Raw genomic sequence first — 25,481 nt, forward strand, 5'->3', positions numbered from 1 at the left:
AGAGGCCCACCATGCTCAATAAGGCTGCAATATCAGCGCACTAGCCCCTCGACCCGAGCTTGGCACGCTTCTGGCAAAGCACTGGGCAGACCATCCCGCGGGAGCCCATCAGTGCACAGTTTCGTCCGAACCATCTTCGCATCGCTGCTGACGCCCATGCTCTTGCTCGCCCCCACGCTGCCCGCTGTCGCTGCCTCTGCCCGCATCAAGGATGTCGTCGACATCGAAGGCGTGCGTGAAAACCAGCTCGTGGGTTACGGCCTCGTGGTCGGCCTCAACGGCACCGGCGATAGCCTCAACAACGCGCCCTTCACCAAGCAATCGTTGCAATCCATGCTGGAGCGCCTCGGCGTCAACACGGCCGGCGAGAATGTGCGCACCGCCAATGTGGCCGCCGTCATGGTCACCGCCAATCTGCCTCCGTTTGCCACCCAGGGCTCGCGCATGGATGTCACCGTGTCGGCGCTGGGCGATGCCGACAGCCTCCAGGGCGGCACCCTCCTCGTCACCCCCCTGCTCGGCGCCGATGGCGAAGTCTATGCCATTGCCCAGGGCTCGGTTTCCATCAATGGCTTCAAGGCCGAGGGCGACGCCGCCACAATCATCTCGGGCGTGCCTACCACGGGCCGCATTTCCTCGGGCGCCCTCATCGAGCGCGAGATCGAGTTCGCCCTGGGCGCCCAGCACTCCCTGCGCCTCGCCTTGCGCAACCCCGATCTCACCACCTCGCGCCGCATTGCGCTGGCCATCAACGACTTCATCGGCGTGCCGACCGCCACGCCGGAAAATCCCGCCACTGTCCGCATAACCCTGCCCAAGGGCTTTAACGGCAACATCGTCGATCTCCTGACCGATATCGAGCAGTTGATGGTCCAGACCGATCAGACCGCCAAGATCGTCATCGACGAGAATTCCGGCATCATCGTCATGGGCAAGGATGTCCGCGTTTCGAGCGTCGCCGTTGCCCAATCCAATCTCACCGTGACCATCGCCGAAACCCCTGAAATGGTTCAACCCGAGCCCTTCAGCAATGGCGTCACCGCGGTGGAGCCAAACACTGACCTTGATGTGATGCAGTCCGATACCGCGCTCGCCGTGGTCAACGAGTCCGTGACGCTGCAGGAGCTCGTGGATGGCCTCAATGCCCTGGGCATCGCCCCGCGCGATCTCATCGCCATTCTCCAGGCCATCAAGGCCACCGGCGCCCTCCAGGCCGAAATCGAGGTTCTGTGATGCTCGCCCACCAACTCCAGGCCAAGCCCGGCTCCAGCCTCACCCCTGCCCAGGTGGCCAAGGTGCGCAGCCAGGCCGAGGAATTCGAAGGCGTGTTCCTCAATACCCTCGTCAAGGAAATGTTTGCCACCCTTAAAGGCGACGGCGGCTTTGGCGAGGAAACCTGGCGCTCCATGCAGTCCGAGCAGCTCGCCGCCAGCATGGCCGGCAACGGCGGCCTTGGCATTGCCGACCAGATGCTGGGCGACCTGCTGGCCATGCAGGAAGCCGCCAACAACCAGATCAACCAACCCGTCCTTATGGGAGTTTCCACCCGATGACCGCTGCCGCCCGCCTCGCCGCCCGTGATGCCCTTTCCGCCCACGAGCTGTGCCGAAATGCCGAAGCGGCCCTGACGGCGCTGGTTGATGTGATGAACCAGGAAACCACGCTCCTGCGCGCCGGTCGCTTGCGCGACGCTGGAACCCTCACTGCTGATAAGGCCCGCCTGGCGCAGGATTATGTGGAATTTGCCCGCTCCATCCAGCGCGAAAACCTTCGCCTCAAAGCCGAAGCACCTGATGCCCTCGACCGGCTCCGCCTCGGCCACGAGCAACTTGCCACCCAGATGGCCGAAAACCTGCGCGTCCTCGCCACGGCCCGCACCGTCACCGAGGACCTCCTCTCCGACGTCGCCACGGTCGTGGGCAAGCAGAATCGCGCTCAAACCTACGGCCGTGCCGGCACCCTCGCTACCGACCCCGCCCACGCCGCCCGGGGCATCGCAGTAAACCGGGCTCTGTGACGGTTCCACTGCTCCCGCAGAATTGCCCGTCGTGGTTAACCGAAGCTTTCGCTGCGAAAACAGCTAAACACCCGCAAAGGCCCGCAGCGCGGGCCTTTCGCGCCAACGCCGCATCAACTGCGCCACCCCAAGCAACGAAGCCTTAAGGCCCTCACTTAACTGTTCTTTATGCGCTGCTGCGCCAGGATCGACCGTGCCTCAGGAAGAGGCGCGTTAGTAATGCGTATCCTAGAAAAGGACTACTACTTTGGGTGATATCTCCCTCTCGAAAGCCGTTCGCTCGAACCTGCTTTCCCTCCAGAACACCTCCGCCATGATGAACAAGACGCAGGACCGTCTTGCCACCGGCAACAAGGTGAACTCGGCGCTCGACAACCCCACCAACTTCTTCACTGCCGCCTCGCTCAACAGCCGCGCCGGCGACCTGAACCAGTTGATGGACAACATGGCCAATGGCATCCAGACCCTGGAAGCCGCTGACAATGGCCTGACGGCCATGACCAAGACCCTCGAGTCGATGCAATCGACGTTGCGTCAGGCCCGCCAGGACAAGTCTTTCCAGACCCAAAGCTTCAAGCTCGACACCGCCTTCGCCACTGGCGACAAGCTCACCTTTTCGGGCGGCGCCGTTTCCGGCAACGTAGACATCGACGTCGGCAGCATCGCTAGCCCTATTGGCACTAAAACCACCCAGCCCGGCGGCACTTATGCCACCCCAACAGCAGGAACCGACCAGACCTTTACGGTGAACGGCGCCTCGGTAACGCTGACTTCGACTGAAGATACTGCCGCCAAGGCCATTGCTAAGATCAACACTGCACTCGGCGCCAGCAGCGCGGTAGAAGCCTTTGATGACACCGGCAAGGTGTCGTTCCGCAACAAGGAAGCTGGCCCCTCCTCGATCACTGTAGCGGGTACCACCACCGCCCTTGGCACCCTTGGCACCCAGGTGCCGGGCACTGCTCCCAACAAGGGTGCTGTTGACAGCATCGTCAGTGCTATCAACGACAAGTCCGAACTTCAGGGCAAGATCCGGGCTTCCAACGACAATGGCACCCTGCGCATCGAGAACCTCTCCACACAGAAGCTCGACATTGCTGGCGCGTCCACCTCTAGCGGCGTAACCGGCAAGGCAGCCGCGAAGTCCAGCGTTGCGGGAAACACCGTCCGCGCCGATTTGGCCAACCAGTTCAACGAACTGCGCGATCAGCTCGACAAGCTGGCTGATGACGCCTCCTTCAACGGCATCAACCTGTTGCGCGGCGACAAGCTGAGCATCACCTTCAACGAAACCGGCACCTCCTCGATCGACGTCCAGACCCGAGGGGAGAAGCAGGTTAATTCGGCGAATCTGGGCGTGTCGACCACGCTGAACCAGAAGGACCTGGATAACGACAGCAACATCGACGCAGAACTTGGTAAACTGAAACTGGCTTTGAACAGCGTCCGTTCTCAGTCATCCGCTTTCGGTTCCAACCTGTCCATCGTTCAGAACCGCCAGGACTTCACCAAGGCAACGATCAACACGCTTCAGACCGGCGCCGCCAACCTGACCTTGGCTGATATGAACGAGGAAGCCGCTAATCTCTTGGCCCTCCAGACTCGTCAGTCGCTGTCCTCGAACTCGCTGTCTCTGGCTTCGCAGGCCGACCAGTCGATCCTCCAGCTGATCCGTTAATCGGCAGCTTGAACAAACCGGAGAAGGCGGGCCTCGGCCCGCCTTTTTTGTTGCCGGCCGACCAACCGTGCTGCCTATTACACGAACTCGCCGCCCAGACATTGAATCCTCCTCACTCCCGATGTCACCCCGGCCTCGAGCCGGGGCCCATCTCGAGATTGTCCCAAAAGCCGCCAGATGGCGGTTCACCCCCAGATTTCCTCACGCCTCGTAACCGGCTCGATGGGAGTCCCCACTTATCCCCGCGCCAAAAACCTCCGCTATACTCCTTCCCATTCCCCCGCAGGAGCGGCGCTGCAGCGACCAGAGGGCGGGTGGAACCACGGGACTTCGGGGAGATCGCCCCCGAAGTGGGTCCGAGCGGTGTTGGACAGTTATCTCCTGCCGATTTTGGGGATCGCAACACGGGCTGGTCCGGCAAATCCCGGCACCCCCGAGGCGGCACCGTCTCAATAAACTACCCTTCAGGGGCGGTAACCGCCTCGGGGTCCGCTCCCCAGCAACAACCGATGGGACCAACCCGGCGGTCGAACCCGCACGCCTGGTGAACGAACATGCTTACTGCCCCGCCAACAAGCATGGTTAACGCCCTTTTAGGAGTCGGCGCGCTATAGCTCAGTCAACCTCGAAGCGAGGACCTGCCGAGCGTCGGCGCGTAATGAAGGAAGCATCATGTCCGATATCTCTCTTTCGAAAGCCGTTCGGTCGAACCTGCTTTCGCTTCAGAACACCGCTACAATGATGGCCAAGACCCAGGACCGCCTTTCAAGCGGCAACAAGGTGAACTCGGCGCTCGACAATCCCACCAATTTCTTCACCGCCGCCTCGCTCAACAGCCGGGCCGGTGACCTGAATCAGCTCATGGACTCCATGGCCAACGGCATCCAGACCCTGGAAGCCGCCGACAACGGTCTGACTTCCATCACCAAGACCCTAGAGTCGATGCAGTCGACCTTGCGCCAAGCCCGCCAGGACAAGACATTCCAGACACAGAGCTTCAAGCTCGACAGCGCCTTCGCCGCCGGCGACAAGCTCACCTTTTCGGGCGGCGCCGTAGGTGGCGATGTTGAAGTCGAGGTCGGTACTATCTCTAGCCCTGTGGGTACCAAGACTAATCTACCTGGCGGCACCTTCGCCGCCATTGCCCCGAACGGAGCAGACCAGACCTTCACCGTGAATGGGACCACGGTGACGCTGACCGATGACGAGGACTCCCTCGCAAAGGCCATCACCAAGATTAACACTGCGCTGGGGGCTGGTCACGCGGTTGAAGCCTATGAAGGCGCCGCCAACCAGATCTCGTTCCGCAACAAAAACGCTGGTCCCTCGACGATCACCGTTGCGGGTACCACCACGGCATTGGGCACACTTGGCACCGAGGTGCCAGGCACTGCACCGAACCGGGGGGCCATCGACAGCATCGTCAACGCGATCAATGATAAGGCTGAGCTTCAGGGCAAGATTCGCGCCTCCAATGACAATGGAACGCTGCGCATCGAGAACCTCTCGACTCAGAAGCTTGACATCAGTGGAGCTTCGACCTCGGGGGGCGTTACCGGCAAGGCCGCTGCCAAGTCCAGCGTGGGTGGCAACACGGTCCGCTCCGATCTCGCCAACCAATTCAATGAACTGCGCGACCAACTCGATAAGCTCAGCGACGATGCTTCCTTCAACGGCATCAACCTGCTGCGTGGTGACAACCTGAAGATCACCTTCAACGAGACGGGTACCTCCTCGATCGACATACACACTAAGAGCGGCAAGGCCCTCAATTCAGCCAATCTGAAGCTTACCGACATTGTCGCCCAACAGCTCGACAGCGATGGTGACATCGATGTGCTGCTTAATGACGTAAAACTTGCCCTTTCCGATGTTCGCTCCCAGTCCAGCACCTTCGGCCAGAATCTGTCCATCGTGCAGAACCGCCAGGACTTCACCAAGAACATGATCAACACCCTGGAAACCGGCGCTTCCAACCTGACGCTTGCTGACATGAACGAGGAAGCCGCCAACCTCCTCGCGCTCCAGACCCGGCAGTCGCTGTCCTCCTCCTCGCTGTCGCTCGCTTCGCAGGCTGACCAGTCGGTCCTGCAGCTGCTCCAGTAAGGGGCCGACAGGCAACTTCAGATCGCCAAGGCGGGCCGCGGCCCGCCTTCGTTGTTTTTGCGCTCACCGCGGGCTAGAACGGCCCTTGCTCTGCCCCGATCGGAACCAGCACCATGGCGCTCAAAGTCGAACTGAAACCCGGCGAAAAGCTCCTCGTGGGTCAATGCATCATCACCAATTCCGACCAGCGCACCCGCCTCTTTATTGATGGCCACGTCCCGATCCTCCGGGAAAAGGACATTTTGACCGCTGAAACGGCCAACACTCCCGCCAAGCGCATCTATCTGGCGGTACAGCTCATGTATATCGCCGAGGATATTGAAACCCCGCGCGAAGCTTACTTCGCTCTGGTCGATGAGTTCCTTGAAGCGGTTCCCTCGGCGGCCGAACTGATCGGCGAAATCAACAACGAGATATTAACTGGGGCTTTATATAAAGCTCTGAAGGCCGCTCAAAGGCTGATCGACTACGAACAGGACCTTCTTTCCCATGTTTCAGCAAGGCGCCCGGGCCTACCAGCAGACGGCGAAAGTCGTTGAGAACCCACGCGAGCGTGAATCAGCACTCCTGATGAAGGCTGCAGCCAATCTGCAGCGCGTCAAGGACGAGTGGCCGGCAAGCTTTGACGACCTCGCCCCCGCCCTGACCTTCAACCGCAAGCTCTGGACCATTTTCATGAGCTCGGTGACCCGGCCTGACAATCCGCTGCCCCAGGATGTGCGACAGAACATCGCCAATCTTGGTCTCTACATTCTCAACGAGACCCGCGAGATGATGATGCAGCCCCAGCCGCAAAAGCTTGATGCCCTGGTGCGCCTCAACCGCCAGATCGCCGCCGGCCTGCGCGGCGCCTGACCCACCTGACGCTGCCCGTAAAAATAAACCCCCGCCTCGCAGCGGGGGTTTTATATTGAGAAGCCTAGCTAGACGAAGTTGACGAGGCTGAGCTGGCTCACCATGGAGGTTACCTGGTAGCTCGCCTGCAGCCGCGTCTGCAGCGCGAGGATCTCCATGGCGACGTCTTCCTTGGAAACGCTTTCCACATCGCTCAGGATGTTCTCCAACTGGGCTTTGTAGTCCGTGTGGCGCTTGGAAGCATTGTTGGCCGCATTGCGGGCAATCGCCAGATCCATGGTGATCCGCTCGACCGAGCCGGGCGATGAGTTGTGGCTTTCCGACAGCGCGCTCTGCTGACGATCCGCCATGCCGTCGAACAAACCGCGCGATTGCTGATACTGCGAGCCCACGACCCGTTCATATTCAGCCAGCGCTGCATCGCGAGCCGAGCCCGCCGGCAGCGCGTGCGCATCAACCCGCATTTGTTCGTTTTCGGGCTTGGCGCGGATATCGGCTTCCGACGAATACTTCGTTACGGCCAGCGCCGCCTGGGACTGCACCAGCTTGAGGATCCCGCTTTCCGTCGCCCGTAACCCATACTGGATTGTGGTGGAATCATCCACCTTAGCGGCGACGCCGGATCTGGCGTCTCCCTCCTTTTCACCCCGGTACCAGAACACCACTTCAGCGGGGTCCGCGTCCGCCAGCGTCGTAGCCGGGGGTCCGCCAGCTGGACGCTGGGGCACGCCGCTCTCGCTGAAAAAATCTGCCGCCGCTGCAAAGGTCGATGCTGCCTTGAGCGTCGAACCAGCCGCCTCCGCGAGTGCACCCTGCAGCGCCGATCGAAAGTTTTGCGCCATCACATCAGGATCGGCATCAATGCTGAACGCACCCCGCCCTGGGTTATCTTCGGCGCTGGCAACCAGTGTAACCTGCGTTTCCGTACCGTCAGGCAGCGTCAGGCCTATGGTTACGCTCTGCCCCGGGGTCGGCTGGGCAGTGAAACTGACGCTCACCTGCCCCGTCGCTCCGGGTTGAGTGACTGCAATAGCGGGAGCACCCGTTGTGGATGTCGTCGAGAGCTTGAAACCAAAGGGATGCGTACCGTCTTGAGCGACCACGACCTCCCCGCTGCCGGCGGCAACGGCGGGCAAGTCGAGGCGGCCAAATCCGTCTCCAAGATCCGCACTCTGGCGCTCGGCAAGCATCTGCTTGAAGCCCAGCCTGCCGCCTTCCCCCTCCAGCAACACCTTTGCGTCAGGCAGTGGAGGAGTGTCCGTCACATTGCCGCCAAACAGATACCGGCCGGCAATGTCCTGGTTGAGCAGGGTGACGATCTCGTCGAACCGCGCCGTTGCCTGGCCCGGAAGCGTGGCCATGCTGATATCGTTGGTGCCGTATTGCCCCTGGATTGCGGAATTTCGTGCCTCCCCTTCCATAGTGTCGAAGCGGGACATGGTCTTGTCGAGAAAGCTCAGGCGCAGGTTCACGGTCTGGATATTGGCGGCATAGCCTTCGATCTTGTCCAAGCGGGAGCGAACGGACAAGGACATCGGCAAGTCGCGCCCCATTTCAGCCAGGCTGCCCGCCTTCATCCCTGTGCCAAGCTGGGTCTGCAGGTTCCCCATCTTGCTCTGCATCTTGGAGATTACCGAGAAGCCTGTCTGCACCGGATACATCGACTTGTTGACGATCATCTATTGTCTCCTTCAGGTCGATGCGAAGAGTTGGTCGAGCAGTTCCTTGACCACCGACACAACCCTAGCATTGGCGGCGTAGGCGTTCTGCAGCTCAAGCAAGCGCGACATCTCTTCGTCGACATTGACGCCATATTCGCTCTGCATCTGGTCCATCACGGTGTCGAGGGTGAGTTGCTTGTCGCTGCTGCGCGTCATGGTGGCGGCGATATTGCTGCCCTGAAAGCCGATAGTCTGGGAGATCAGCTCGCCCACATTGCCGTTCAGCGGGAAGCGACCATTGCTAGTCCCGGACACAAAATCCATGCTCCCAAGCTGCCCCAGGATATGATTGGCACGATCGGCGCTCCCGAGCGACTGGCCCGGCGTGCTTTGAACCAGCAGGCGGTTGTCTGCGAGCACTGCTGCATTGATCGAAATGCGGGCGGCAAAGCCCGCCTTCTGGGGGGGCATGCCGTCCACGCTGTTGGTGAAAGGCGCCCGCGCACCATCCGTGAACAAGGACAGACCCAATCCCCCATCCTGAAGCTCACTGGAGGTTGCCCTCTTGGTGACACCCGCAACTGTCGTGGTTGGTCCAGTGGCACTGAATGTCATTTCATTGCCGGCGCCGCTTACTGCAACCGCGACGAGCGGACCTGGAGCAAAGCTGTCAAATTTCGCCTGCAGCTGCGCAGCGGCAGCAGTGCTTCCGGCCGCGAAGTCGATGCCGATGACGCGTGCACCGGAGGCGTCGCGGTAATCGACATCAGCCTTTGTCGTGTTGACGATCTTGATCGACTGCGAAGTGCTACCGGTCTCGAGTTTCAGCAGCAAGTCGTTGCCTGGCTGCAACCCGCTGACATCGATAGCAAAGCCTCCCGCCACCGCTGTCCCCGGCGTCTGCACCGTCGAAAATGCCTGGGCCAGCCCGGCCGCAATCTCGTCCAGCTGACTTTGCGCCTCCGGGAGGGTCTTGTCGCGGAGCGTCAGCAAACCGCCAAGCTCTCCACCCCGGATTCCGCCCGACCGTTGCACGTCGATTTCCAATCCCGACGCGGTCACGAGGGTCAACTTGCCCACGCCAGACAACGCGGAGTCGCTGTTGAACTCCGAGGAAGCCGTGAGCCTTCCGGGTGTATCGAACCTGAAGCTTGCGGCCCGGCCATCAACCAACCCCACCCCGGAGCCGGTCATCAGGGCAACAGTCCCGTCAGCCTTGTAATCCGCCTTCACGTCGATGAGTTCAGCCACCGAGGAAACCAGGCGATCGCGCTGGTCCAGCAACGAAGCCCTGGCCGCATCATCGCCGCCGCGATCGAGCAAGCGGGTATTGACCTCGTGCAGGGAAGCCAACATGCCGTTGAGGTTCTGAACATTGGACCCGATCTGGACTTCTGTCTGAGAACGCATCGTCTGGACATCACCGGAAAGCCGGTTCAGTGCTTCAGCCATGGCCTGGGCCTGGCTAAGCGCCTGCGCGCGCACCGTATAGTCGTCGGGGCTGGTGGCGAGACTCTGCATGGCGTTCTGCAACTGGCCGTAAAGCGTGTCGAGCGAACCCGCGCTACCCGGCTTGCCGAGAAGCCCCCCCAGCCGCTCCAGATAGCTTGCCTGAACCCCGGCGTTCGCGGTGTCAGAGACCTGGCGGGTGTAATAGGTCTGAAGACTGGTGTTGAACGCCCGGGTAGTCCCGAGCGTACGCGCATAGCTGCTGTTCTCGTTGTTGTAGTCGCCAACGGAGAGCGACTGCCGGTGATAGCCTGGCGTGCCCTGGTTGGCCACATTGCGGCTCAGAATGGTCAGGGAATCCTGGTTCACCCGCAGTCCGGAAACCGCGTTGTTCAAGGAGGTGGTCAGACCCATGGCGCATGCTCCTGTTCAAACAGGCGAGGTCGAATCCATCGTCCTCGCCGCTCCGATCCTCGGCTATCGGATCATGTTCAAGGCTTCTTGCAGCATCTCGTCAGCGGTGCTGACGATGCGCGTGCCGGCAGCATAGGCCTGCTGGGTCACGATCAGCTTGGTGAACTCGTCCGAGATATCGGTGTTGGACGCCTCGAGGGCCCCGCCGATGATGCCGCCGCCGGAAAGATCGAGAATGGCCTCGCCCGATTCCGAAGTGGTGGCATAGACGCCACCATCGAGGCGCTTGAGCTTGTTGATGGCGTTAAACTCAGCGGTCACGACCTGCGCCACGTCGATGCGCTTGCCGTTCGAGTACGTGGCAACGACCCGGCCGCTGTCGCTGATCGCCACCGACACGAACTCACCCGCGGCATAGCCATCCTGGCTAAGCGTCGACACGTCAGCAGTGCCATTCACGTCATCGAACTGGGTCAAGCCGCCCTTGCCGAACTGCAGCTTCACATCACCGATAGGCGTGCCATTGACGTTGAGCCCCGTGATAGTGATCTCGCCGTTTGTCGGCTCGGTCATCGCCCCATCAGACCCGAACGAGAACTCGCCGGCCTCAGCCCAGTCACCCCCGTTGCCCAGATAGTACAGCTGCCAGGTATCCTCGCTCCCGGGCGTTGCCGGATCAGCATGCGAAACCTTACCCCAGCGCAACTGCACGTCGGCGGGAGCACCGTTCTTGGCGTAAAGCGTGACCGAGCCGCCTTCGATGGATTCCGAGACGAACTGATCAGCATCCGCAACCGGATATGTGATCAGCGCCGTGGCTGGATCGGCGCCATCATAAGCCGCCGGACGCGGCATCTGCGGCAGGTTGGCCTCATATTTGATGACGCTGGACTGCCGGGCGCCCAGAAAGCCGTTGGAGATCTGGATCGGCGCCGGCACCGAACCCGAGACGTTCCCAGTGGCCCGATCAACCGGCAGGCCCTTGAGGTAATAGCCCGCGCCATTGACGAGACGCCCGTCCTTGTCAAGTTCGAAGTCGCCCCGCCGGGTGTAGAAATTGGTCCCCGAGAACACGGCATTGCCGTCGGACTGCCCAACCTTGGGCTCGACAACGAAAAAGCCATTGCTGTTCAGCGCCACGAAGGTCTCACTCGAAACCGTCTTGATATCGCCGCGAACCTCGTTGGTGCCGCGCGACTGCGCCAGTACCGCACCCGGAACCTGCCGTTTGGTGGGAGCATCCGGGATCAGATCCACGAAATCGGTCTCGATGCGCTTATACGCCGTGGTCTGCGAGTTCGCGATATTGCCCGAGATATTCTCCAGCGCGTGCGCTTGTGCCCGCAGCCCGGTGACCGCGCTGGAAAGAGCCCCGTAAATTCCCATTCTAAACTCCAACACACCTTGCGCCTGCGCGCTTCACCCTTGGTAATGCAAGCAGAGTGCCAAAACACAGAAGCTTGGAAAGCAAGGAGATTTGCTCAAGATGCGCGGCTTTCGGGCGCCAGGCCCGGCATGATCAACCCACGACCCGGCAAGAATTGCCGCGTGCTTGTGGAGCGGGCGCCGTTGCAGTAAACGCGGGCAACCACCACCATCGCCCCAATTCTTTCGGACTGCCGGTACCCATGCTGTTCAAATCCGCCGACGAGTTTATCCAGTCCCCGCGCCGTGCGGTCACCGTGTTTGGCATGGCAGGGGTCGGTAAGACCCGGCTGGCGTCGATGCTGCGCGCCTCGAACTGGTTCCACTATTCCGCCGATTACCGCATCGGCACCCGCTATATGGGTGAGGCCATCGTCGACAATTTCAAGCGCGAAGCCATGAAGGTGCCGTTCCTCGCCGAACTGCTGCGTTCGGACTCGATCTATATCTCGTCCAACATCACCTTCGACAATCTCGATCCGCTCTCGACCTATCTGGGCACGCCCGGCAATCCCGAGGCGGGCGGGCTGCCGCTGCACGAATACCAGCGTCGGCAGGAGCAGCATCGCGTGGCCGAGATTGCCGCGCTCCTCGATGTGCCCCATTTCATCGAGCGCGCGCATGCCCTTTATGGCTACAACGACTTCATCGCCGATACAGGCGGCTCGCTGATCGAGGTGATCGATCCCGCCGACCCGGCCGATCCGGTGGTCAACACCCTGGCCGCGAGCACCGCGCTGCTCTATATCAGAGGCACCGACAAGGACGCAGCCGAACTGGTGCGTCGCTTCAAGCAGAACCCCAAGCCGATGTATTACCGTCCGCACTTTCTGGTTGAGAAATGGGCCGAGTACAAAGCCTTGAACGGCATCACCGAGGATCGTGACGTGGACCCCGCCGGCTTTGGCGCCTGGGGCTTTGAGGCCCTGTTGCATGACCGGCTGCCGCGTTACCAGCAGCTGGCCGACAATCACGGCTATGTCGTTGAGGCGTCTGACCTCGCCATGGTGCGCGACGGCCAGGGGTTTGTGGATCTGATGGCCGCGGCGATCGAGCAGCGAATGCGCTAGCGCGCCTCCCCCGGGAGACGCGCATTGCCGACATCGCCATGATCTCCTGCCCCTACGAGGCTCGCTATGCCTATTCGCATTCCCGACAATCTACCCGCCCGCAAGACGCTCGAAGACGAGGGCGTCAACGTCATGGATTCCTCACGCGCCGCGCGCCAGGATATCCGACCGCTCGAAATCGGCCTCCTCAACCTGATGCCCAACAAGGAGCGCACCGAAACCCAGTTCACCCGGCTGATCGGCTCGACCCCGCTCCAAGTCAACCTGTCGCTGGTGCGGATCACCGATCACCGCTCCAAGAACACCTCCGAAGAATATCTCAATAGCTTCTACCAGACCTGGGAAGAGGTGCGCGAACGCAAGTTCGACGGCTTCATCGTCACGGGGGCGCCGATCGCCAATATCCCGTTCGAAGAGGTGCGTTATTGGCGTGAGATGGTCGAGATCATGAACTGGACGCAGACCAACGTCCACCACACCATGTTCATCTGCTGGGGCGCGCAGGCGGCGCTGCACCATTTCCATGGCGCCCGGCGCTATCGCATGGACAGCAAGGCATTCGGCGTGTTCCGGCACCGGGTGGTCAACCCGCGCTCGCCGTTCCTGCGCGGCTTCTCCGATAGTCCGATGATCCCGGTGTCGCGCTACAATGACATCGATCGCACCACCCTTGGCAGCAATCTCGAGATCCTGATCGACAATCGCGAGATCGGGGTCAGCATGCTGGGCGACCGGCAGCACCGCGCGGTCTATTTCCTCAATCATCTGGAATACGACAACCGCTCGCTGGCCGACGAGTTCGAGCGCGACCGCAAGGCCGGCCTCGACACCCCGCCTCCGGCCAACTTGTTCCCTAACGGCGACACATCTGCCGAACCCGAAAACCGTTGGCGCAGTCACGCCCATCTGTTGTTCCAGAACTGGATCAACGAGATTTACCAGACTACCCCATATGATCTCAGCAACATCGGCACGCCGGAGGACTAAATAAGTGCGGGGAAGGCTAAGGCGCCTTCCCCGCACTTAGCCTATACGGCGATCTTGCCGCCACCCTGCTTGGTGATCACCACCACAGATGGGCGCACGGGCATGGCGTCTTCAAAGTCCGGCCAGCGCGTGGACAGATCCTCGTAGTACGAGACGCGGCCAAAGCCCTCCCAGTCCTCACCACCATCTGCGGGGTGCTGTACGGCGACAAAGGCGGTTTCGTCATCCGGGGTGAACAATGGCCCGCACATCTCGGCGCCTACCGGGACGCGGAAGAACAGCTTGGAGGTCGCCCGTGCATCGCCTTCGGTGTCTACGGCCCACAAGCCGTCGGTGCGACCGGTGTCCGACGGATTATTGCCGTCGGTGGAAACCCAGAGGCGCCCCGCAGCATCGACCGCACAGTTGTCGGGCATGCCAAACCAGCCATTTGCCGTGGTCGCAGTCGAGAATGTAGCGCCAACTTCGGCGACTGAGGGGTCGCCGCACTTGAGCATGACATCCCAGGTCCCGGTAGTCGCCGCAAAGTCGCCGTCTGTCTCGCCAATCTCGATGATGTGGCCGAAAGCGTTCTTGGCTCGCGGATTGGCGGCGTCTTCCTGTCCAGCCTCACGCCTCGTGTTGTTGGTCAACATCACGTACACTTTGCCATTGATGCCATTGGGCTGAATGTCCTCAGGACGATCCATCTTGGTAGCCCCGAGCAGATCGGCAGCAAGCCGCGTTGCGATCACCACATCCGCTTGGCTGGCAAAGCCATTCTCGGGCGTGAGGGGGCCTTCGCCCTGCACGAGCGGCATCCAGACCAGAGTGCCATCTTCAGCGAACTTGGCGACATAAAGCGTGCCCTCGTTGAGCAGGTCCATATTTGCCGTTCGGTCATCCGGATTGAATTTTCCAGCGGTTACGAACTTGTAAACGTAGTCGAAGCGCTCGTCGTCGCCGAGGTAAAACACTACCCGGCCATCCCTGGCTATGATGGACTCTGCACCCTCGTGCTTGAAGCGGCCCAGCGCGGTACGCTTCTTGGGAATGGAGCTGGGATCCATGACGTCGACTTCAACAACATAGCCAAAGCGATTGGGCTCGTTGGGCTCCTTGGACAGATCGAACCGGTCATAATAGTTGGCCCACTCATAAGAGCCTTCGGGGATGCCGAGGCGCTTGTAGTTCGCCGCTTCCGGGTGGTCGGGAGCGAGTTCTCCGGCAAAGTAGCCGTGGATGTTCTCCTCGGCCATGATGTAGGTGCCCCAGGGGGTTACGCCGCCGGCACAGTTGTTGATGGTGCCAAAGACTTTAGTGCCTGTGGGGTCCGCATTGGTCTTGAGGCGATCGTGGCCAGCGGCGGGACCAGTGACTTCCATTTCCGTGTTGACGGTGATGCGACGATTGAGTGCTCCGTCCTTAACCACGGCCCACTTGCCATCCGTTTTGCGGATTTCCACCACTGTGCCGCCATGCGCCATCAGCTCGATGTCGACCTGATCCTTCGTGAGCGGCTTGGTCGTGATCTCGCCCTCCACGATTTCCACGATGCCGGGAAACATCAAGTGCGGGTTGGTGTACTCGTGATTGACCACAAGCAAACCGTGCTCGGATGAGTCGTCGAATGGGATATAACCGACATAGTCGTTGTTGTAGCCGAATTGGTGGCTCTGAGCGTCCGCCGTCTGGGCGGCGGGATTGAACTCGGGCGCGTCCGCGAACAAGGCGTCGCCCCAGCGCAGCAGAATATCGGCGTCGTAGCCCTCGGCTACGTGGTGTGTCTCGTCGATACCAGCTTCAACCTCGGTGAAGTTGAATGCTGACCCTCCCGCGGCCTTCGCCTTCCCCGCCGTCATCAAGGCAAGGGGGCTGATGGTTGCGGCAATAGCGGACACCGCCAGCGAGCCCTGCAGGAAGCCACGACGCGAGAAACGGGCGCTGATCAACTCCCCCATAGTGGGGTTGGTTGTCGGGTTGCGTGGCGCTGTGTCGACGGCCTCAAGCTGCGAAGTTCGGAAAGGGGATTGATCGTTCATGGATGAGCTCCTCAACAAGCCTGGAACGCGGATAGATTTGAACCATTCCAAGCTGTAAGCAGCCATCCTGAAAGTTGCGCGACGGCCGAACGACAGTTCGGTGACAGCTGCGGCTCGCCAGGTGATCTGCCCAGCGGCTTGAACGGGCCGCACAACACCCTATGTTCGCAGCCGAACCGGAGAACAGCCGCGTGGCAGGATCGCCCACTACCCTTGTCGACGAACTGGGCATCGCTCTCGCCAATCTGGCCGATTCCGCGACGGGGGCCTTCACTCCAACGCTGCGGCTGGGGGTGACAGGCCTCAGCCGCGCCGGCAAGACCATCTTCATCACCGCCCTCGTGCATAACCTCCTCACCGGCGGGCGCCTTCCCGGTTTTGCGGTTATGGCCGAGGGGCGCTTCATCGGTGCTCGGCTGGCCGAATATCCTGAAGCCACCATCCCGCGCTTTGCCTATGAGCAGCATCTGGAATCCCTCACCAGCCGCGAACCTTTCTGGCCCGAAGGGACCCGGCGTATTTCGCAACTGCGGCTAGTGCTGAAATACCAGTCGGCCGGCTGGCTGTCGGGAATGCGAGGCGCGCGCACGCTCAACCTCGACATTGTCGATTACCCCGGCGAGTGGCTGCTGGACCTGCCGCTGCTGGCGCTCAGCTTTGAGGACTGGAGCCGGGAAGCGCTCGAGCGCGCACAGCGGCCTGTTTCGCTCCGCCAGGCCGGCCCGTTCCTGGAACTACTGGCCGCCACTGACCCTATGTCGGCGGCTAACGACCTGGAGGCCGAACGGCTGGCCGCCGCCTTCACTGAGTATCTGCGCCGCAGCCGCGAGGACGATGCGCTATCGACCTTGCCGCCAGGCCGGTTCCTGCTGCCCGGCGACCTCGAAGGCTCGCCCGCCCTGACCTTTGCGCCGCTACCGCTGACTGCTGGGGCGCGCAGCTCGAGCCTTTATGCCATGCTGGCGGGCCGCTATGAGGCCTATAAGGACCAGGTGGTACGCCCGTTCTTTCGCGAGCACTTTGCCCGGCTCGATCGCCAGATCGTCCTCGTCGACACCTTGCGCGCCCTCAATGCGGGACCCGCTGCCGTTGCCGATCTCGAGACGGCACTGACGGCTGTGCTTTCCTGCTTCCGGCAGGGCGAAACCAACCCGCTGCTGCGTCCCTTTACCCGCAAGATCGATCGCATCCTGTTTGCAGCCACCAAAGCCGATCACGTCCATCACACCAGCCACGATCGGCTCGAAGCCATCCTCAACCGCCTGGTCGCCGATGCCAGCAAGCGGGCGCGCTTTGCCGGGGCGCAATCGCGCTCGATTGCCCTCGCAGCCATCCGCGCCACCCGCGAAGGCACGATAACCGAAGGCGGTGAAACCCTGCCGACCATCATCGGCACCCCCATGGCCGGCGAGGAGCTCGATGGCACCCGCTATGATGGCATGACCGAGATCGCGCTGTTCCCGGGCGATCTGCCCGCCCGTCCGGATTCCCTCTTTGCCGATGGCGGGCCGGTGTCACTGAACTTCCTGCGCTTCACCCCGCCGCGCAACCTCGAGCATAATTCCAGCGGCGACGTGGTGCTCCCCCATATCCGGTTCGACCGGGCTCTCGACTTCCTGCTGGGAGACCGTCTGGCATGAAACGCCCGGTCGCTTATCCCACCAATCAACCCAGTGAGACGCCCGAACTCAGCCGCGCGCCGCGCGCCTTTGCTCCGGCCGACGTTGTCGTCGCCGAGCCCCAGTTCGATCCGAGCCTTGAGGAAGACCTTGTTGCTCCACCGATCAAGACGATGGGTTTTTGGGGCAAGCTCGCCTGGGGCGCCGGCAGCATCCTGGTGTCAGCGGGGCTGGGCCTGGCCGCAGATCGGTTGATCCGTGATCTCTTCGCCAGCAATCTCTGGCTGGGCTATGCGGGCCTGGTTGCCCTCGCGATTTTCGTTATGGCCGTCATCGCCCTTGCGGCCCGCGAAGTCTTCGCCCTGCGCCGCCTGCGCGTCCTCGATGCCCTCCGGCATGACGCCGACAGCGCCTTTACCAGCAATGATGCCGATGAGGCCAAGCGCACATTGCAGCGGCTCGAAGCCGTTTATGCCGACCGAGCCGATCTTGCGCGCTCCCGTCAAACCGTGGCGGAAAACCTGCCGCATCTGTTTGATGGCCACGAGATGATCGCGCTTGGCGAGCGCAGCTTGATGGCGCCGCTCGATGCGCGCGCCAAAGCACTCACTGCGGCCTCCGCGCGACGGGTTGCGCTGGTCACCGCCGTATCGCCCCGGGCGCTGGTCGATGTCGCCTTCGTTGTCTACGAGAGCTTCCGGCTGGCCGGGGCGATCGCCCGGCTCTATGGCGCCCGCCCGGGCTTCTTTGGCTCCTGGCGCCTGCTGGGCGCCGTTCTCACCCATCTGGCAGTGACGGGTGGCCTGGTGCTGACCGACGGGCTAGTTGAGCAGCTGATCGGCCAAGGGCTGGCCGCCAAGCTCTCCGCCCGGCTGGGTGAGGGCGTTGTGAATGGCTTGATGACGGTTCGGGTCGGCATTGCAGCCATCCGCGTCGTCCGCCCCCTGCCCTTCAAGACCCAGACCCAGCCCATGGTGCGCGACTTCATCCCCGAGCTTACCAAGCTGGCCGGGGACGCCGCCAAATAGCTTAAGCGGCCTTGGCCAACTCGCTGAAGCCCTGGAAAATTTCGACCTGTGGGCGGGCGAAATAGTAGCCCTGGAACAGCCGGATCCCCATGCCGCGCAACACCGCAAGTTCCTCCGCGCTCTCAACGCCCTCAGCCAGCAGGGTGATGTCGAGTTCGGCGGCGATACCCGCAAGACCGCGCACGATGGCCTGCTTGACCTTCGAACTGCCGATGCCGCGCAGCAATTCCATGTCCAGCTTGATCAGATCGGTCTGGAACTGGGCCAGCAGCGACAGCCCCGCATAGCCGGCGCCGAAATCGTCCAGCGCCGTGGTGAAGCCCATGCGATGGTATTCGGCCACGATGTGGCTGACATGAGCGACATCATCCATGCGCTCATTTTCGGTGAATTCGAACATCAGCCGGGAAGGATCGAACTGCGTCCTTGCGGCCGCTGCCAGGGTAGCACGGATGCAGGCCTTCGGCTCATAGACCGCATTGGGCATGAAGTTGATGCTCAGTTTGGCGTCGCTGTCGCGCAGCTTCGGGCCGGCCAACTCGATTGCCTTGACGCGGCAGGCCTGGTCGAAGGCGTAGCGGTTCTGCTCGTTGACCTGGCTCAGGACCTGGAACGCCCCTTCCCCGCCCACGCCGCGCACCAGGGCTTCATAGCCCCAGATCTTGCCGGCAGGAACATCGACGATGGGCTGGAACGCCATGGTGAAGGGGATCGAAAATGCATTGGCGTCGGCATTGCGACAGCCCTCGCATGAAGTTGCGCTCATTTGGGAAACTCGTGGTGCAGGACTGTAACGACGCACCACTACTGTTCTGCGCCAGAAGTTAAACAACCGCCAACAGCAACAGAGTTATTCCTTGGCTGCACTTGGCGCGAGCGTAACCTTGAGCCCGTCGAGGCCCTCATCCATCAGGATCTGGCACGACAGGCGTGAATTGGGGCGAACATCCCCGACGCTGTCGAGCATGTCTTCTTCTTCGTCGCTCGGCGGACCGACAGTTTCGAGCCAATCGGCGTCGACATAGACATGGCAGGTGGCGCAGCTGAGTGCGCCCCCGCACTCGGCCTTGATGTTGAGCCCCCAGTCGCGGATGACTTCCATCACCCGCCAGCCTTCGAGCCCTTCCAGCGTATGGGTTTCCCCGGCCTGATCCGTGACATGGATTTCCATCAGGCGACGCCCAGCTTCTTTTGCAGCTTGGTGGAGCTGGTGGTGTACTGGAAGATCACGCGCTCGCCGGGCGAAACAATGGCCTTGGCCGCCTGCGCCATCAAAGCAGCCTCATGGAAGCCCGACAGGATCAGCTTGAGCTTGCCGGGATAGGAATTGATGTCGCCAATGGCGAAGATGCCCGGTACGGAGGTTTCGAACTTTTCGGTGTCGACCACGATGGTGTTGTCGTTGAGCTCGAGCCCCCAGTCGGCCACCGGGCCCAGCTTCATGGTCAGTCCGAAGAACGGCAGCAGGCGGGTCGCGGGTACCGACAGATCGCCGGCGCTGGTGGTCAAATGCACATGGTTGATCTGCCCGTTCTCGCCATCGAGCTTCGCGATCTGGCCGGTCAGGAAGTTGATCTTACCCTCGGCCACCAGCTCCTGCATCTTGTTGACCGAAGCGGGCGCTGCCTTGAACACCGGGCGGCGGTGCACCAGGGTCAGAGAATTGACGATGGGCTGCAGATTAAGCGTCCAATCGAGTGCGGAGTCGCCGCCCCCAACAATCACCACATCCTGGCCGCGGAAATCGTCCATGCGGCGCACGGAGTAGAACACCGACTTGTTCTCGAAAGCTTCGATACCTTCGACGGGCGGGCGCTTGGGCTGGAACGAGCCACCGCCGGCGGCGATCACCACCACCTTGGTGTTGAAGACCTCGTCAGCATCGGTCACCAGACGGAACGAGCCATCGGCTTGCTTGTCGATGGAATTGACCATCCGGTTGAAGTGGAACTCAGGCGAGAACGGCGCGATCTGCGCCATCAGATTGTCGGTGAGCTGCTGGCCCGTGATCACCGGGAAGCCCGGGATGTCGTAGATCGGCTTTTCCGGATACAGCTCGGCGCACTGCCCGCCCGGCCGATCCAGAATGTCGATGAAGTGGCATTTGAGATCCAGCAAACCGAGCTCAAAGGCGGCAAAGAGCCCGCAAGGGCCCGCGCCGATCACAACAACATCGGTGGTGATTTCAGTTCCGCTCATACTGTTCTCAAGTCCGCTTCGGCTTGGCGCCTGCTCTCAAATTTCGGATCGCCTGCGGGCACAGGGGCGCTCACAGGTCATGACGCATGGGGTCAGGATCGGCCGCTTGTGCCGCCAATCCTGATAAGCATGCTCGACTTACCTCAGGAGACGCGGCGAAGATAGGGTCGAGTGCCAATCGGCACTTCGGCCTGCCCCACCGGCTGATAGAAGATATCCATCTCGGGCAGCCGGTTCTCCAGCAGAGCCTGCCGGGTTGGCTCATGGGTTACAACGAGGGCATTAACTCCGCAACGACGCATCAGCGGGATCTGATCCTGCAGCACATCGCCTACGGCACGGATCTCACCGGCAAAACGGTAGCGCTCGCTGAGGAGGCGCACGGTGGAATAGCCCCGCCCGTCGGTAAAGGCCGGAAACTGCACCGCGACAGAAGCAAAGCGGCCCAGATCGCCAGCGACCTCTTCCACCTTGTCGCCCGGCACAATCAGCAGCCCCAGAGGGTGCGGGTTGGCGAGGAACGCGGCCCGGTTCGCTACAAAAGCGGCAAACGGGACATGCTTGTAGCGGGCACTGGATGGCTCATCGCCCTCGCCCCAAGCCCTGAATGGATCCGCAATAAACGCGCCATCCTTGAACAGCGTCAGCGGGGCAGCAGGAGAGGTCATGGGATTGGCAATGGCTCCGTTGAAGTCGAAATGGATGCCGCATTCCTTCTTGTTGAGGCCACGCCAGCGTCCTGCACGCGGATCCTCCCCTTCGGCAACCGCCGAGGTGCAGGGTGCGCAGCCGATCGACTTGTAGCCCTTAGCGAACAGCGGGTGCTCGGGCAAGCCATGCTCGATCTTGTACTGGTTCACATCCGCATCGCTGAAATAGGCGAGCGGATTGACCTTGATGCGGTTGTCGCTGGTGAGCTCGAAATGCGGCAGCACGCCCCGCTCGACCGTCTGGAAGCGCTTGCGGCCCGTCACCCAGCCGCCGAAGCGTTCAGTGATGGGCTCGAGCGGCTCGGTCTTGCGGATGTGGCAGCAGGAGTCCGGATCACTCTCCCACAAGCTGCCATCCGGATCAAAGCGGGCGAGATCGCTGGGGTCAGGCAGCACGGCGGAAACATTGATCAGCCCGAGATGGCGCTTGAGCGTCTCGACATATTCGAGGGTTTCGGCAAAGTGCTTGCCGGTTTCGAGAAAGAACACCGGGATGGAGGGATCAACCTGCGCCGCCACATGCAGCAGCACGGCCGAATCTGCGCCAAAGGATGACACGATGGCGAGGTCCCCCGGCAGCACTTCGCTCGCCGCATAACGCAACACGCCGAGCGCATCCATGTCATCGAACATGCCGTTGAGGGCAACGATGCCCAGCGCGCGCAGCTTGTCGGGCTTGGGTTCAACCAGGATCTTAGGCAGCGCCATAAAGGGCCTCCTTGAACGGGGCTTCCCCCAACCGCCGCACGGCGGTGATGAAGCTTTCATCGCCGCCCTGGCGGTTGGCGAGATAGGTGTCCACCAGCGTTTCAATGGCGCCGGGCACCTCGTCGGCCTCAAAGCCCGGGCCCAGGATCTTGCCGATGGCCGCGGACTCGGTGGCGTCGCCGCCTAGCGTGATCTGGTAGAGTTCGCCGCCTTTTTTCTCGACCCCCAGAATGCCGATATGACCCACATGGTGGTGCCCGCAGGCATTGATGCACCCTGAAATCTTGATCTTGAGCTCGCCGATATCGCGCTGCCGTTCGGGCGCGGCGAAGCGATGCGAGATCGCCTGTGCGATGGGGATGGAGCGCGCATTGGCCAAGGCGCAGAAATCGAGGCCCGGGCAGCAGATCATGTCGGTGATGAGCCCGATATTGCCGTCGGCCAACTCGGCCTCCACCAGCCCATCATAGACTGCGCGCAAATCGGCTACCGCGACATGGGGCAGAACGAGGTTCTGCTCATGGGTCACGCGCAATTCGTCAAAGGAATAGCGTTCGGCCAGATCGGCAACGGCCTCCATCTGCGCATCGGTGGCGTCGCCGGGCGCTCCGCCCACGGGCTTGAGTGACACAGTCACGCAGGCATAGCCGGGCTGTTTGTGGGAATGGATGTTGTTTTCGAGCCAGCGGCTAAAAGCGGGATCGAGAATCTTCTCGCGCTCCACATCAATGCGCACGGCACCCTGCTCCCGAAAGGCCGGCGGCGAGAAGTAAGCGGTGATGCGGTCGAGCTCCTCCCGCGGCAGGGTCAGAACGCCACCGCGCACTTCGGCAAATTCGGTTTCCACCTGGCCCTTGATGGATTCAAGACCCTCTTCATGGACGAGGATCTTGAAGCGCGCCTTGTACTTGTTGTCCCGCCGGCCATAGCGGTTGTAGACGCGCATGATGGATTCCAGATAGGCCAGCAGGTGCTCGTTGGGAACGAAGCTGTTGATCAGCTTGCCGGTGATCGGGGTGCGCCCGAGCCCGCCCCCGATCCAGACTTCCCAGCCCGTTTCGCCGGCAGCATTGGCTGCGGCCTGCAGGCCGATATCGTGAAAGCGAATGGCGGCACGGTCTTCCCGCGCCCCCGTGATCGCGATCTTGAACTTGCGCGGCAGATAGGAAAACTCGGGATGCAGGCTCGACCATTGCCGGATAATTTCGGCGACCGGGCGGGGATCAATGATCTCGTCGGCAGCGGCGCCGGCGAACTGATCCGTGGTGACATTGCGGATGCAATTGCCCGAAGTCTGGATCGCGTGCATCTCGACCGATGCCAGCTCGGCCAGGATCTGCGGAATGTCGCGGAGCTTGGGCCAGTTGAACTGGATGTTCTGGCGCGTGGTGAAGTGCCCATAGCCGCGGTCGTAGGTGCGCGCGATATGGGCGAGCTTGCGCAGCTGCCGCGATGACAGCGTGCCATACGGCACAGCGACGCGCAGCATATAGGCGTGCAGTTGCAGATAGAGCCCGTTCATCAGCCGCAGCGGCCGGAACTGGTCTTCACTGAGCTCGCCGGAAATGCGGCGCTTCACCTGATCGGCGAACTGAGCGGTACGGCCCTGCACAAAGGCCGCGTCGAATTCGTCATATCGATACATGACCGTCCTCACTCAGATGCTGGCGATCATAGATCTCGCCCTTCAAGGTCAGCGGCGCCGTCGGCCCCGCCGCACGGATACGCTCGCGCAGGCGCTTGGGCACGATCTGCCCCGCTTCCACGCTGACGTCCTCGACTTCAACGCTGACGATCCGGCCCGTTGCCTTGCTCGCGGCAATGGCTGCGTCGCGCGCTTCGCTCTCGCTCTTGTCAAAGAGGCGCGCCGCTTGCAGCTGCTCGACCCAGTGGCCTTGCGCGTCCAGATAAACCGTGCCGCCCGAAAGCAGCTCGTTGCCGGTAATGATTTCCATTGTCATGCCACCTTGAAGCTTGAAGCGGCCATCTGGGCGGCTTCCGCCCAGTCGCCTTCAGCCACAGCCTCACCCACCAGAATAACCGCCGGCCCATCCGCAAAATCGAGCTGGTTGGCCGCCAGGGCCCCGAGCGTGCCGGAATAAAGGGTGCGGCTCGCCCGGCCGGCATTGACGACGATACCGACCGGCAGCGTCTCGCTCGCGCCATGCGCCACCAGCCGGGCTGCGACTTCGCCGGCAATCGACTTGCCCATGTAAAGGCCCAGGGTCATGCCAGCCCCGGCCAGCAAAGCCCAATGCTGCAATTCATCATCCTCGGCGCCGTGTGCCGTTGCCATGATGAAGCCGCTCGACACCTTGCGCAGGGTCACTGGCGTTGCCGTATCGGCCGCAGCGGCCAGCGCCGCGCTGACGCCCGGCACCACCTGATAGGCGATCCCTGCCTTGCGGAGCGCGGCGATCTCTTCCCCAGCCCGGCCAAACACCATGGGGTCGCCCGACTTGAGGCGCGCCACGCGCTTGCCTTCGCTGGCCAGCCGCACCAGCAGCGTATTGATCTGCGCCTGCGAAAAGGAATGATGCCCCTTGGCCTTGCCAACGGCGATCTGCTCGGCATCGCGGCGTGCCATCTGCACCACCACATCGGGCACGAGCTGATCATGCACGATCACATCGGCATCCTGCAGCAGCCGCTGCGCGCGCAAGGTCAGTAGATCTTCCGATCCGGGCCCTGCCCCGATCAGCCAGACCACGCCGGCCCCGCTGCCCGCCTCGACATGCGCGGCCAGCAGGCTCTCGGCCGCTTCATGACCGTGCCCGGCTGCTTCCGCCCGCTCGATCTCGGGAGAGGTCACCAGCGCCTGGTAAAACCGGCGCCGGGCGGCGCCATCCTGAATCAAGCTCTCAACGCGGTGCCGTAAACCACCGGCAAGACTCGCCAAATTCCCCAGCCGCGGCGACAGCACGGCCTCGATGCGCGCCCGCACCAGACGTGCAAGCACGGGCGCTCGCCCTTCGCTGGAGATGGCTATGGTCAGCGGCGCACGATCGATGATGGCCGGCGTGAAGAAGTCGCATTCGCCCGGAATGTCAACGACATTGAGCGGAATATTGCGAGCCCGAGCTGCATCCTGTGCGACCGAAGCATCAGGCCCATGGTCCGCCACAAACACCATCGCGGCGTTATCGAGGTCGGACGGTTGGAACCGCCGCTCAAGAACCTCAACCGGCAGGGCTGAGAAGTCTGCTTCCAGATGAGGAGAGACAATCACGACTTGCGCGGTAGTCTTAACAGCGAGCCGGGCTTTGTTGAGGGCTTCTTCGCCACCGCCAACAATGACGATGCGACGACCCTGCACTTTCAAGCTCAACGGAAATGTGTTGAGGCGACCCATTTCAACCCTGACTGTAGACGCCCGGAAATTAGCCCATCCCGCCCAGCGGCAACAGGCCCCGGGGTGCAGTTAAGCCGGGTTTTTCCCTGCGGCGCCTACGCTTGGAACAGGGAAAGAGGCCCGACCAGAGCCGGGCCAAAATAATGCGCCGAAACGCTCTCGCGCGAAAATTGCGCGGCGGG

General features: G+C 61.9%; 22 protein-coding genes. 11 read left to right on the top strand and 11 right to left on the bottom strand.

The genetic code is table 11. The features are described from left to right. The first annotated feature begins 156 nt into the window (after window positions 1–156). The 7 genes from HRQ64_RS12940 (at window position 157) to flaF (ending at window position 6,656) form a co-directional block, all read left to right on the top strand. The gene (locus HRQ64_RS12940) at window positions 157–1,233 is read left to right on the top strand and encodes a flagellar basal body P-ring protein FlgI (protein ID WP_172125036.1); all 1,077 of its coding nucleotides are present in this window, start codon (window positions 157–159) and stop codon (window positions 1,231–1,233) included. Next, window positions 1,233–1,553: a rod-binding protein gene (locus HRQ64_RS12945; RefSeq protein WP_172123588.1), complete on the top strand. Its 321-nt coding sequence runs from the start codon at window positions 1,233–1,235 to the stop codon at window positions 1,551–1,553. The genes HRQ64_RS12940 and HRQ64_RS12945 overlap by 1 nt, the downstream gene beginning before the upstream one ends. Further along, window positions 1,550–2,017 carry a flagellar protein FlgN gene (locus HRQ64_RS12950; RefSeq protein WP_127753470.1) on the top strand — a complete coding sequence of 156 codons (468 nt, stop codon included), beginning with the start codon at window positions 1,550–1,552 and terminating at the stop codon, window positions 2,015–2,017. The genes HRQ64_RS12945 and HRQ64_RS12950 overlap by 4 nt, the downstream gene beginning before the upstream one ends. A gap of 247 nt (window positions 2,018–2,264) precedes the next feature. Then, the gene (locus HRQ64_RS12955; RefSeq protein WP_172123589.1) at window positions 2,265–3,695 is read left to right on the top strand and encodes a flagellin; all 1,431 of its coding nucleotides are present in this window, start codon (window positions 2,265–2,267) and stop codon (window positions 3,693–3,695) included. 672 nt (window positions 3,696–4,367) lie between these two features. Continuing rightward, window positions 4,368–5,801, top strand: coding sequence for a flagellin (locus HRQ64_RS12960; RefSeq protein WP_172123590.1), 1,434 nt, complete (start codon window positions 4,368–4,370; stop codon window positions 5,799–5,801). Between the two features lie 113 nt (window positions 5,802–5,914). Then, window positions 5,915–6,340 (top strand): flagellar biosynthesis repressor FlbT, encoded by a 426-nt coding sequence (gene flbT / locus HRQ64_RS12965; RefSeq protein ID WP_127753473.1) that lies wholly within the window; start codon window positions 5,915–5,917, stop codon window positions 6,338–6,340. After that, window positions 6,291–6,656 (top strand): flagellar biosynthesis regulator FlaF, encoded by a 366-nt coding sequence (gene flaF / locus HRQ64_RS12970; protein WP_172123591.1) that lies wholly within the window; start codon window positions 6,291–6,293, stop codon window positions 6,654–6,656. The genes flbT and flaF overlap by 50 nt, the downstream gene beginning before the upstream one ends. A gap of 68 nt (window positions 6,657–6,724) precedes the next feature. Here the strand turns inward: flaF and HRQ64_RS12975 are convergent, their stop codons facing one another. The 3 genes from HRQ64_RS12975 to HRQ64_RS12985 all read right to left on the bottom strand — a co-directional run bounded on the left by HRQ64_RS12975 (window position 6,725) and on the right by HRQ64_RS12985 (window position 11,566). Then, window positions 6,725–8,335: a hypothetical protein gene (locus tag HRQ64_RS12975; protein ID WP_172123592.1), complete on the bottom strand. Its 1,611-nt coding sequence runs from the start codon at window positions 8,333–8,335 to the stop codon at window positions 6,725–6,727. A 12-nt stretch (window positions 8,336–8,347) separates the two neighbouring features. Next, window positions 8,348–10,180, bottom strand: coding sequence for a flagellar hook-associated protein FlgK (gene flgK, locus HRQ64_RS12980; RefSeq protein WP_172123593.1), 1,833 nt, complete (start codon window positions 10,178–10,180; stop codon window positions 8,348–8,350). A gap of 63 nt (window positions 10,181–10,243) precedes the next feature. Then, the gene (locus tag HRQ64_RS12985; RefSeq protein WP_172123594.1) at window positions 10,244–11,566 is read right to left on the bottom strand and encodes a flagellar hook-basal body complex protein; all 1,323 of its coding nucleotides are present in this window, start codon (window positions 11,564–11,566) and stop codon (window positions 10,244–10,246) included. Window positions 11,567–11,808: 242 nt separating this feature from the next. Between HRQ64_RS12985 and HRQ64_RS12990 the strand changes: the two genes are divergently transcribed. Both HRQ64_RS12990 and metA read left to right on the top strand, forming a co-directional pair. After that, the gene (locus tag HRQ64_RS12990; protein ID WP_172123595.1) at window positions 11,809–12,675 is read left to right on the top strand and encodes an ATPase; all 867 of its coding nucleotides are present in this window, start codon (window positions 11,809–11,811) and stop codon (window positions 12,673–12,675) included. Window positions 12,676–12,741: 66 nt separating this feature from the next. Further along, entirely contained in the window at window positions 12,742–13,662 is a 921-nt protein-coding gene (gene metA / locus HRQ64_RS12995) for a homoserine O-succinyltransferase (RefSeq protein WP_172123596.1), read from the top strand. A 41-nt stretch (window positions 13,663–13,703) separates the two neighbouring features. Here the strand turns inward: metA and HRQ64_RS13000 are convergent, their stop codons facing one another. Further along, a complete protein-coding gene (locus HRQ64_RS13000) occupies window positions 13,704–15,683 on the bottom strand; it encodes a PhoX family phosphatase (RefSeq protein WP_172123597.1) in 1,980 nt (659 codons plus the stop codon). Window positions 15,684–15,874: 191 nt separating this feature from the next. Between HRQ64_RS13000 and HRQ64_RS13005 the strand changes: the two genes are divergently transcribed. Both HRQ64_RS13005 and HRQ64_RS13010 read left to right on the top strand, forming a co-directional pair. Beyond that, complete coding sequence (locus HRQ64_RS13005) at window positions 15,875–17,323, top strand: YcjX family protein (protein ID WP_172123598.1); 1,449 nt, start codon at window positions 15,875–15,877, stop codon at window positions 17,321–17,323. Continuing rightward, window positions 17,320–18,330: a TIGR01620 family protein gene (locus tag HRQ64_RS13010; RefSeq protein ID WP_172123599.1), complete on the top strand. Its 1,011-nt coding sequence runs from the start codon at window positions 17,320–17,322 to the stop codon at window positions 18,328–18,330. The genes HRQ64_RS13005 and HRQ64_RS13010 overlap by 4 nt, the downstream gene beginning before the upstream one ends. A 1-nt stretch (window position 18,331) precedes the next feature. On the opposite strand, the gene HRQ64_RS13015 is transcribed toward HRQ64_RS13010, so the two are convergent. The 7 genes from HRQ64_RS13015 to cysG all read right to left on the bottom strand — a co-directional run bounded on the left by HRQ64_RS13015 (window position 18,332) and on the right by cysG (window position 25,299). Further along, window positions 18,332–19,096 carry an EAL domain-containing protein gene (locus tag HRQ64_RS13015; protein ID WP_172123600.1) on the bottom strand — a complete coding sequence of 255 codons (765 nt, stop codon included), beginning with the start codon at window positions 19,094–19,096 and terminating at the stop codon, window positions 18,332–18,334. 84 nt (window positions 19,097–19,180) lie between these two features. Then, on the bottom strand, window positions 19,181–19,501 hold the full coding sequence (locus tag HRQ64_RS13020) for a 2Fe-2S iron-sulfur cluster-binding protein (RefSeq protein ID WP_172123601.1): 321 nt from the start codon (window positions 19,499–19,501) through the stop codon (window positions 19,181–19,183). After that, window positions 19,501–20,529 carry an NAD(P)/FAD-dependent oxidoreductase gene (locus HRQ64_RS13025; protein WP_172123602.1) on the bottom strand — a complete coding sequence of 343 codons (1,029 nt, stop codon included), beginning with the start codon at window positions 20,527–20,529 and terminating at the stop codon, window positions 19,501–19,503. The genes HRQ64_RS13020 and HRQ64_RS13025 overlap by 1 nt, the downstream gene beginning before the upstream one ends. Window positions 20,530–20,672: 143 nt before the next feature. Next, window positions 20,673–21,947, bottom strand: a complete 1,275-nt coding sequence (locus HRQ64_RS19970; RefSeq protein ID WP_210258552.1) for a phosphoadenylyl-sulfate reductase — start codon at window positions 21,945–21,947, stop codon at window positions 20,673–20,675. After that, window positions 21,934–23,592, bottom strand: coding sequence for a nitrite/sulfite reductase (locus HRQ64_RS13040; RefSeq protein ID WP_172123603.1), 1,659 nt, complete (start codon window positions 23,590–23,592; stop codon window positions 21,934–21,936). The genes HRQ64_RS19970 and HRQ64_RS13040 overlap by 14 nt, the downstream gene beginning before the upstream one ends. Continuing rightward, the gene (locus HRQ64_RS13045) at window positions 23,579–23,902 is read right to left on the bottom strand and encodes a DUF2849 domain-containing protein (RefSeq protein ID WP_172123604.1); all 324 of its coding nucleotides are present in this window, start codon (window positions 23,900–23,902) and stop codon (window positions 23,579–23,581) included. The genes HRQ64_RS13040 and HRQ64_RS13045 overlap by 14 nt, the downstream gene beginning before the upstream one ends. Window positions 23,903–23,904: 2 nt before the next feature. Further along, window positions 23,905–25,299 carry a siroheme synthase CysG gene (gene cysG, locus HRQ64_RS13050; protein ID WP_172123605.1) on the bottom strand — a complete coding sequence of 465 codons (1,395 nt, stop codon included), beginning with the start codon at window positions 25,297–25,299 and terminating at the stop codon, window positions 23,905–23,907. Between the last annotated feature and the right edge of the window lie 182 nt (window positions 25,300–25,481).

The sequence above is a fragment of the Devosia sp. 919 genome (assembly GCF_013185965.1).
GTDB lineage: Bacteria > Pseudomonadota > Alphaproteobacteria > Rhizobiales > Devosiaceae > Devosia.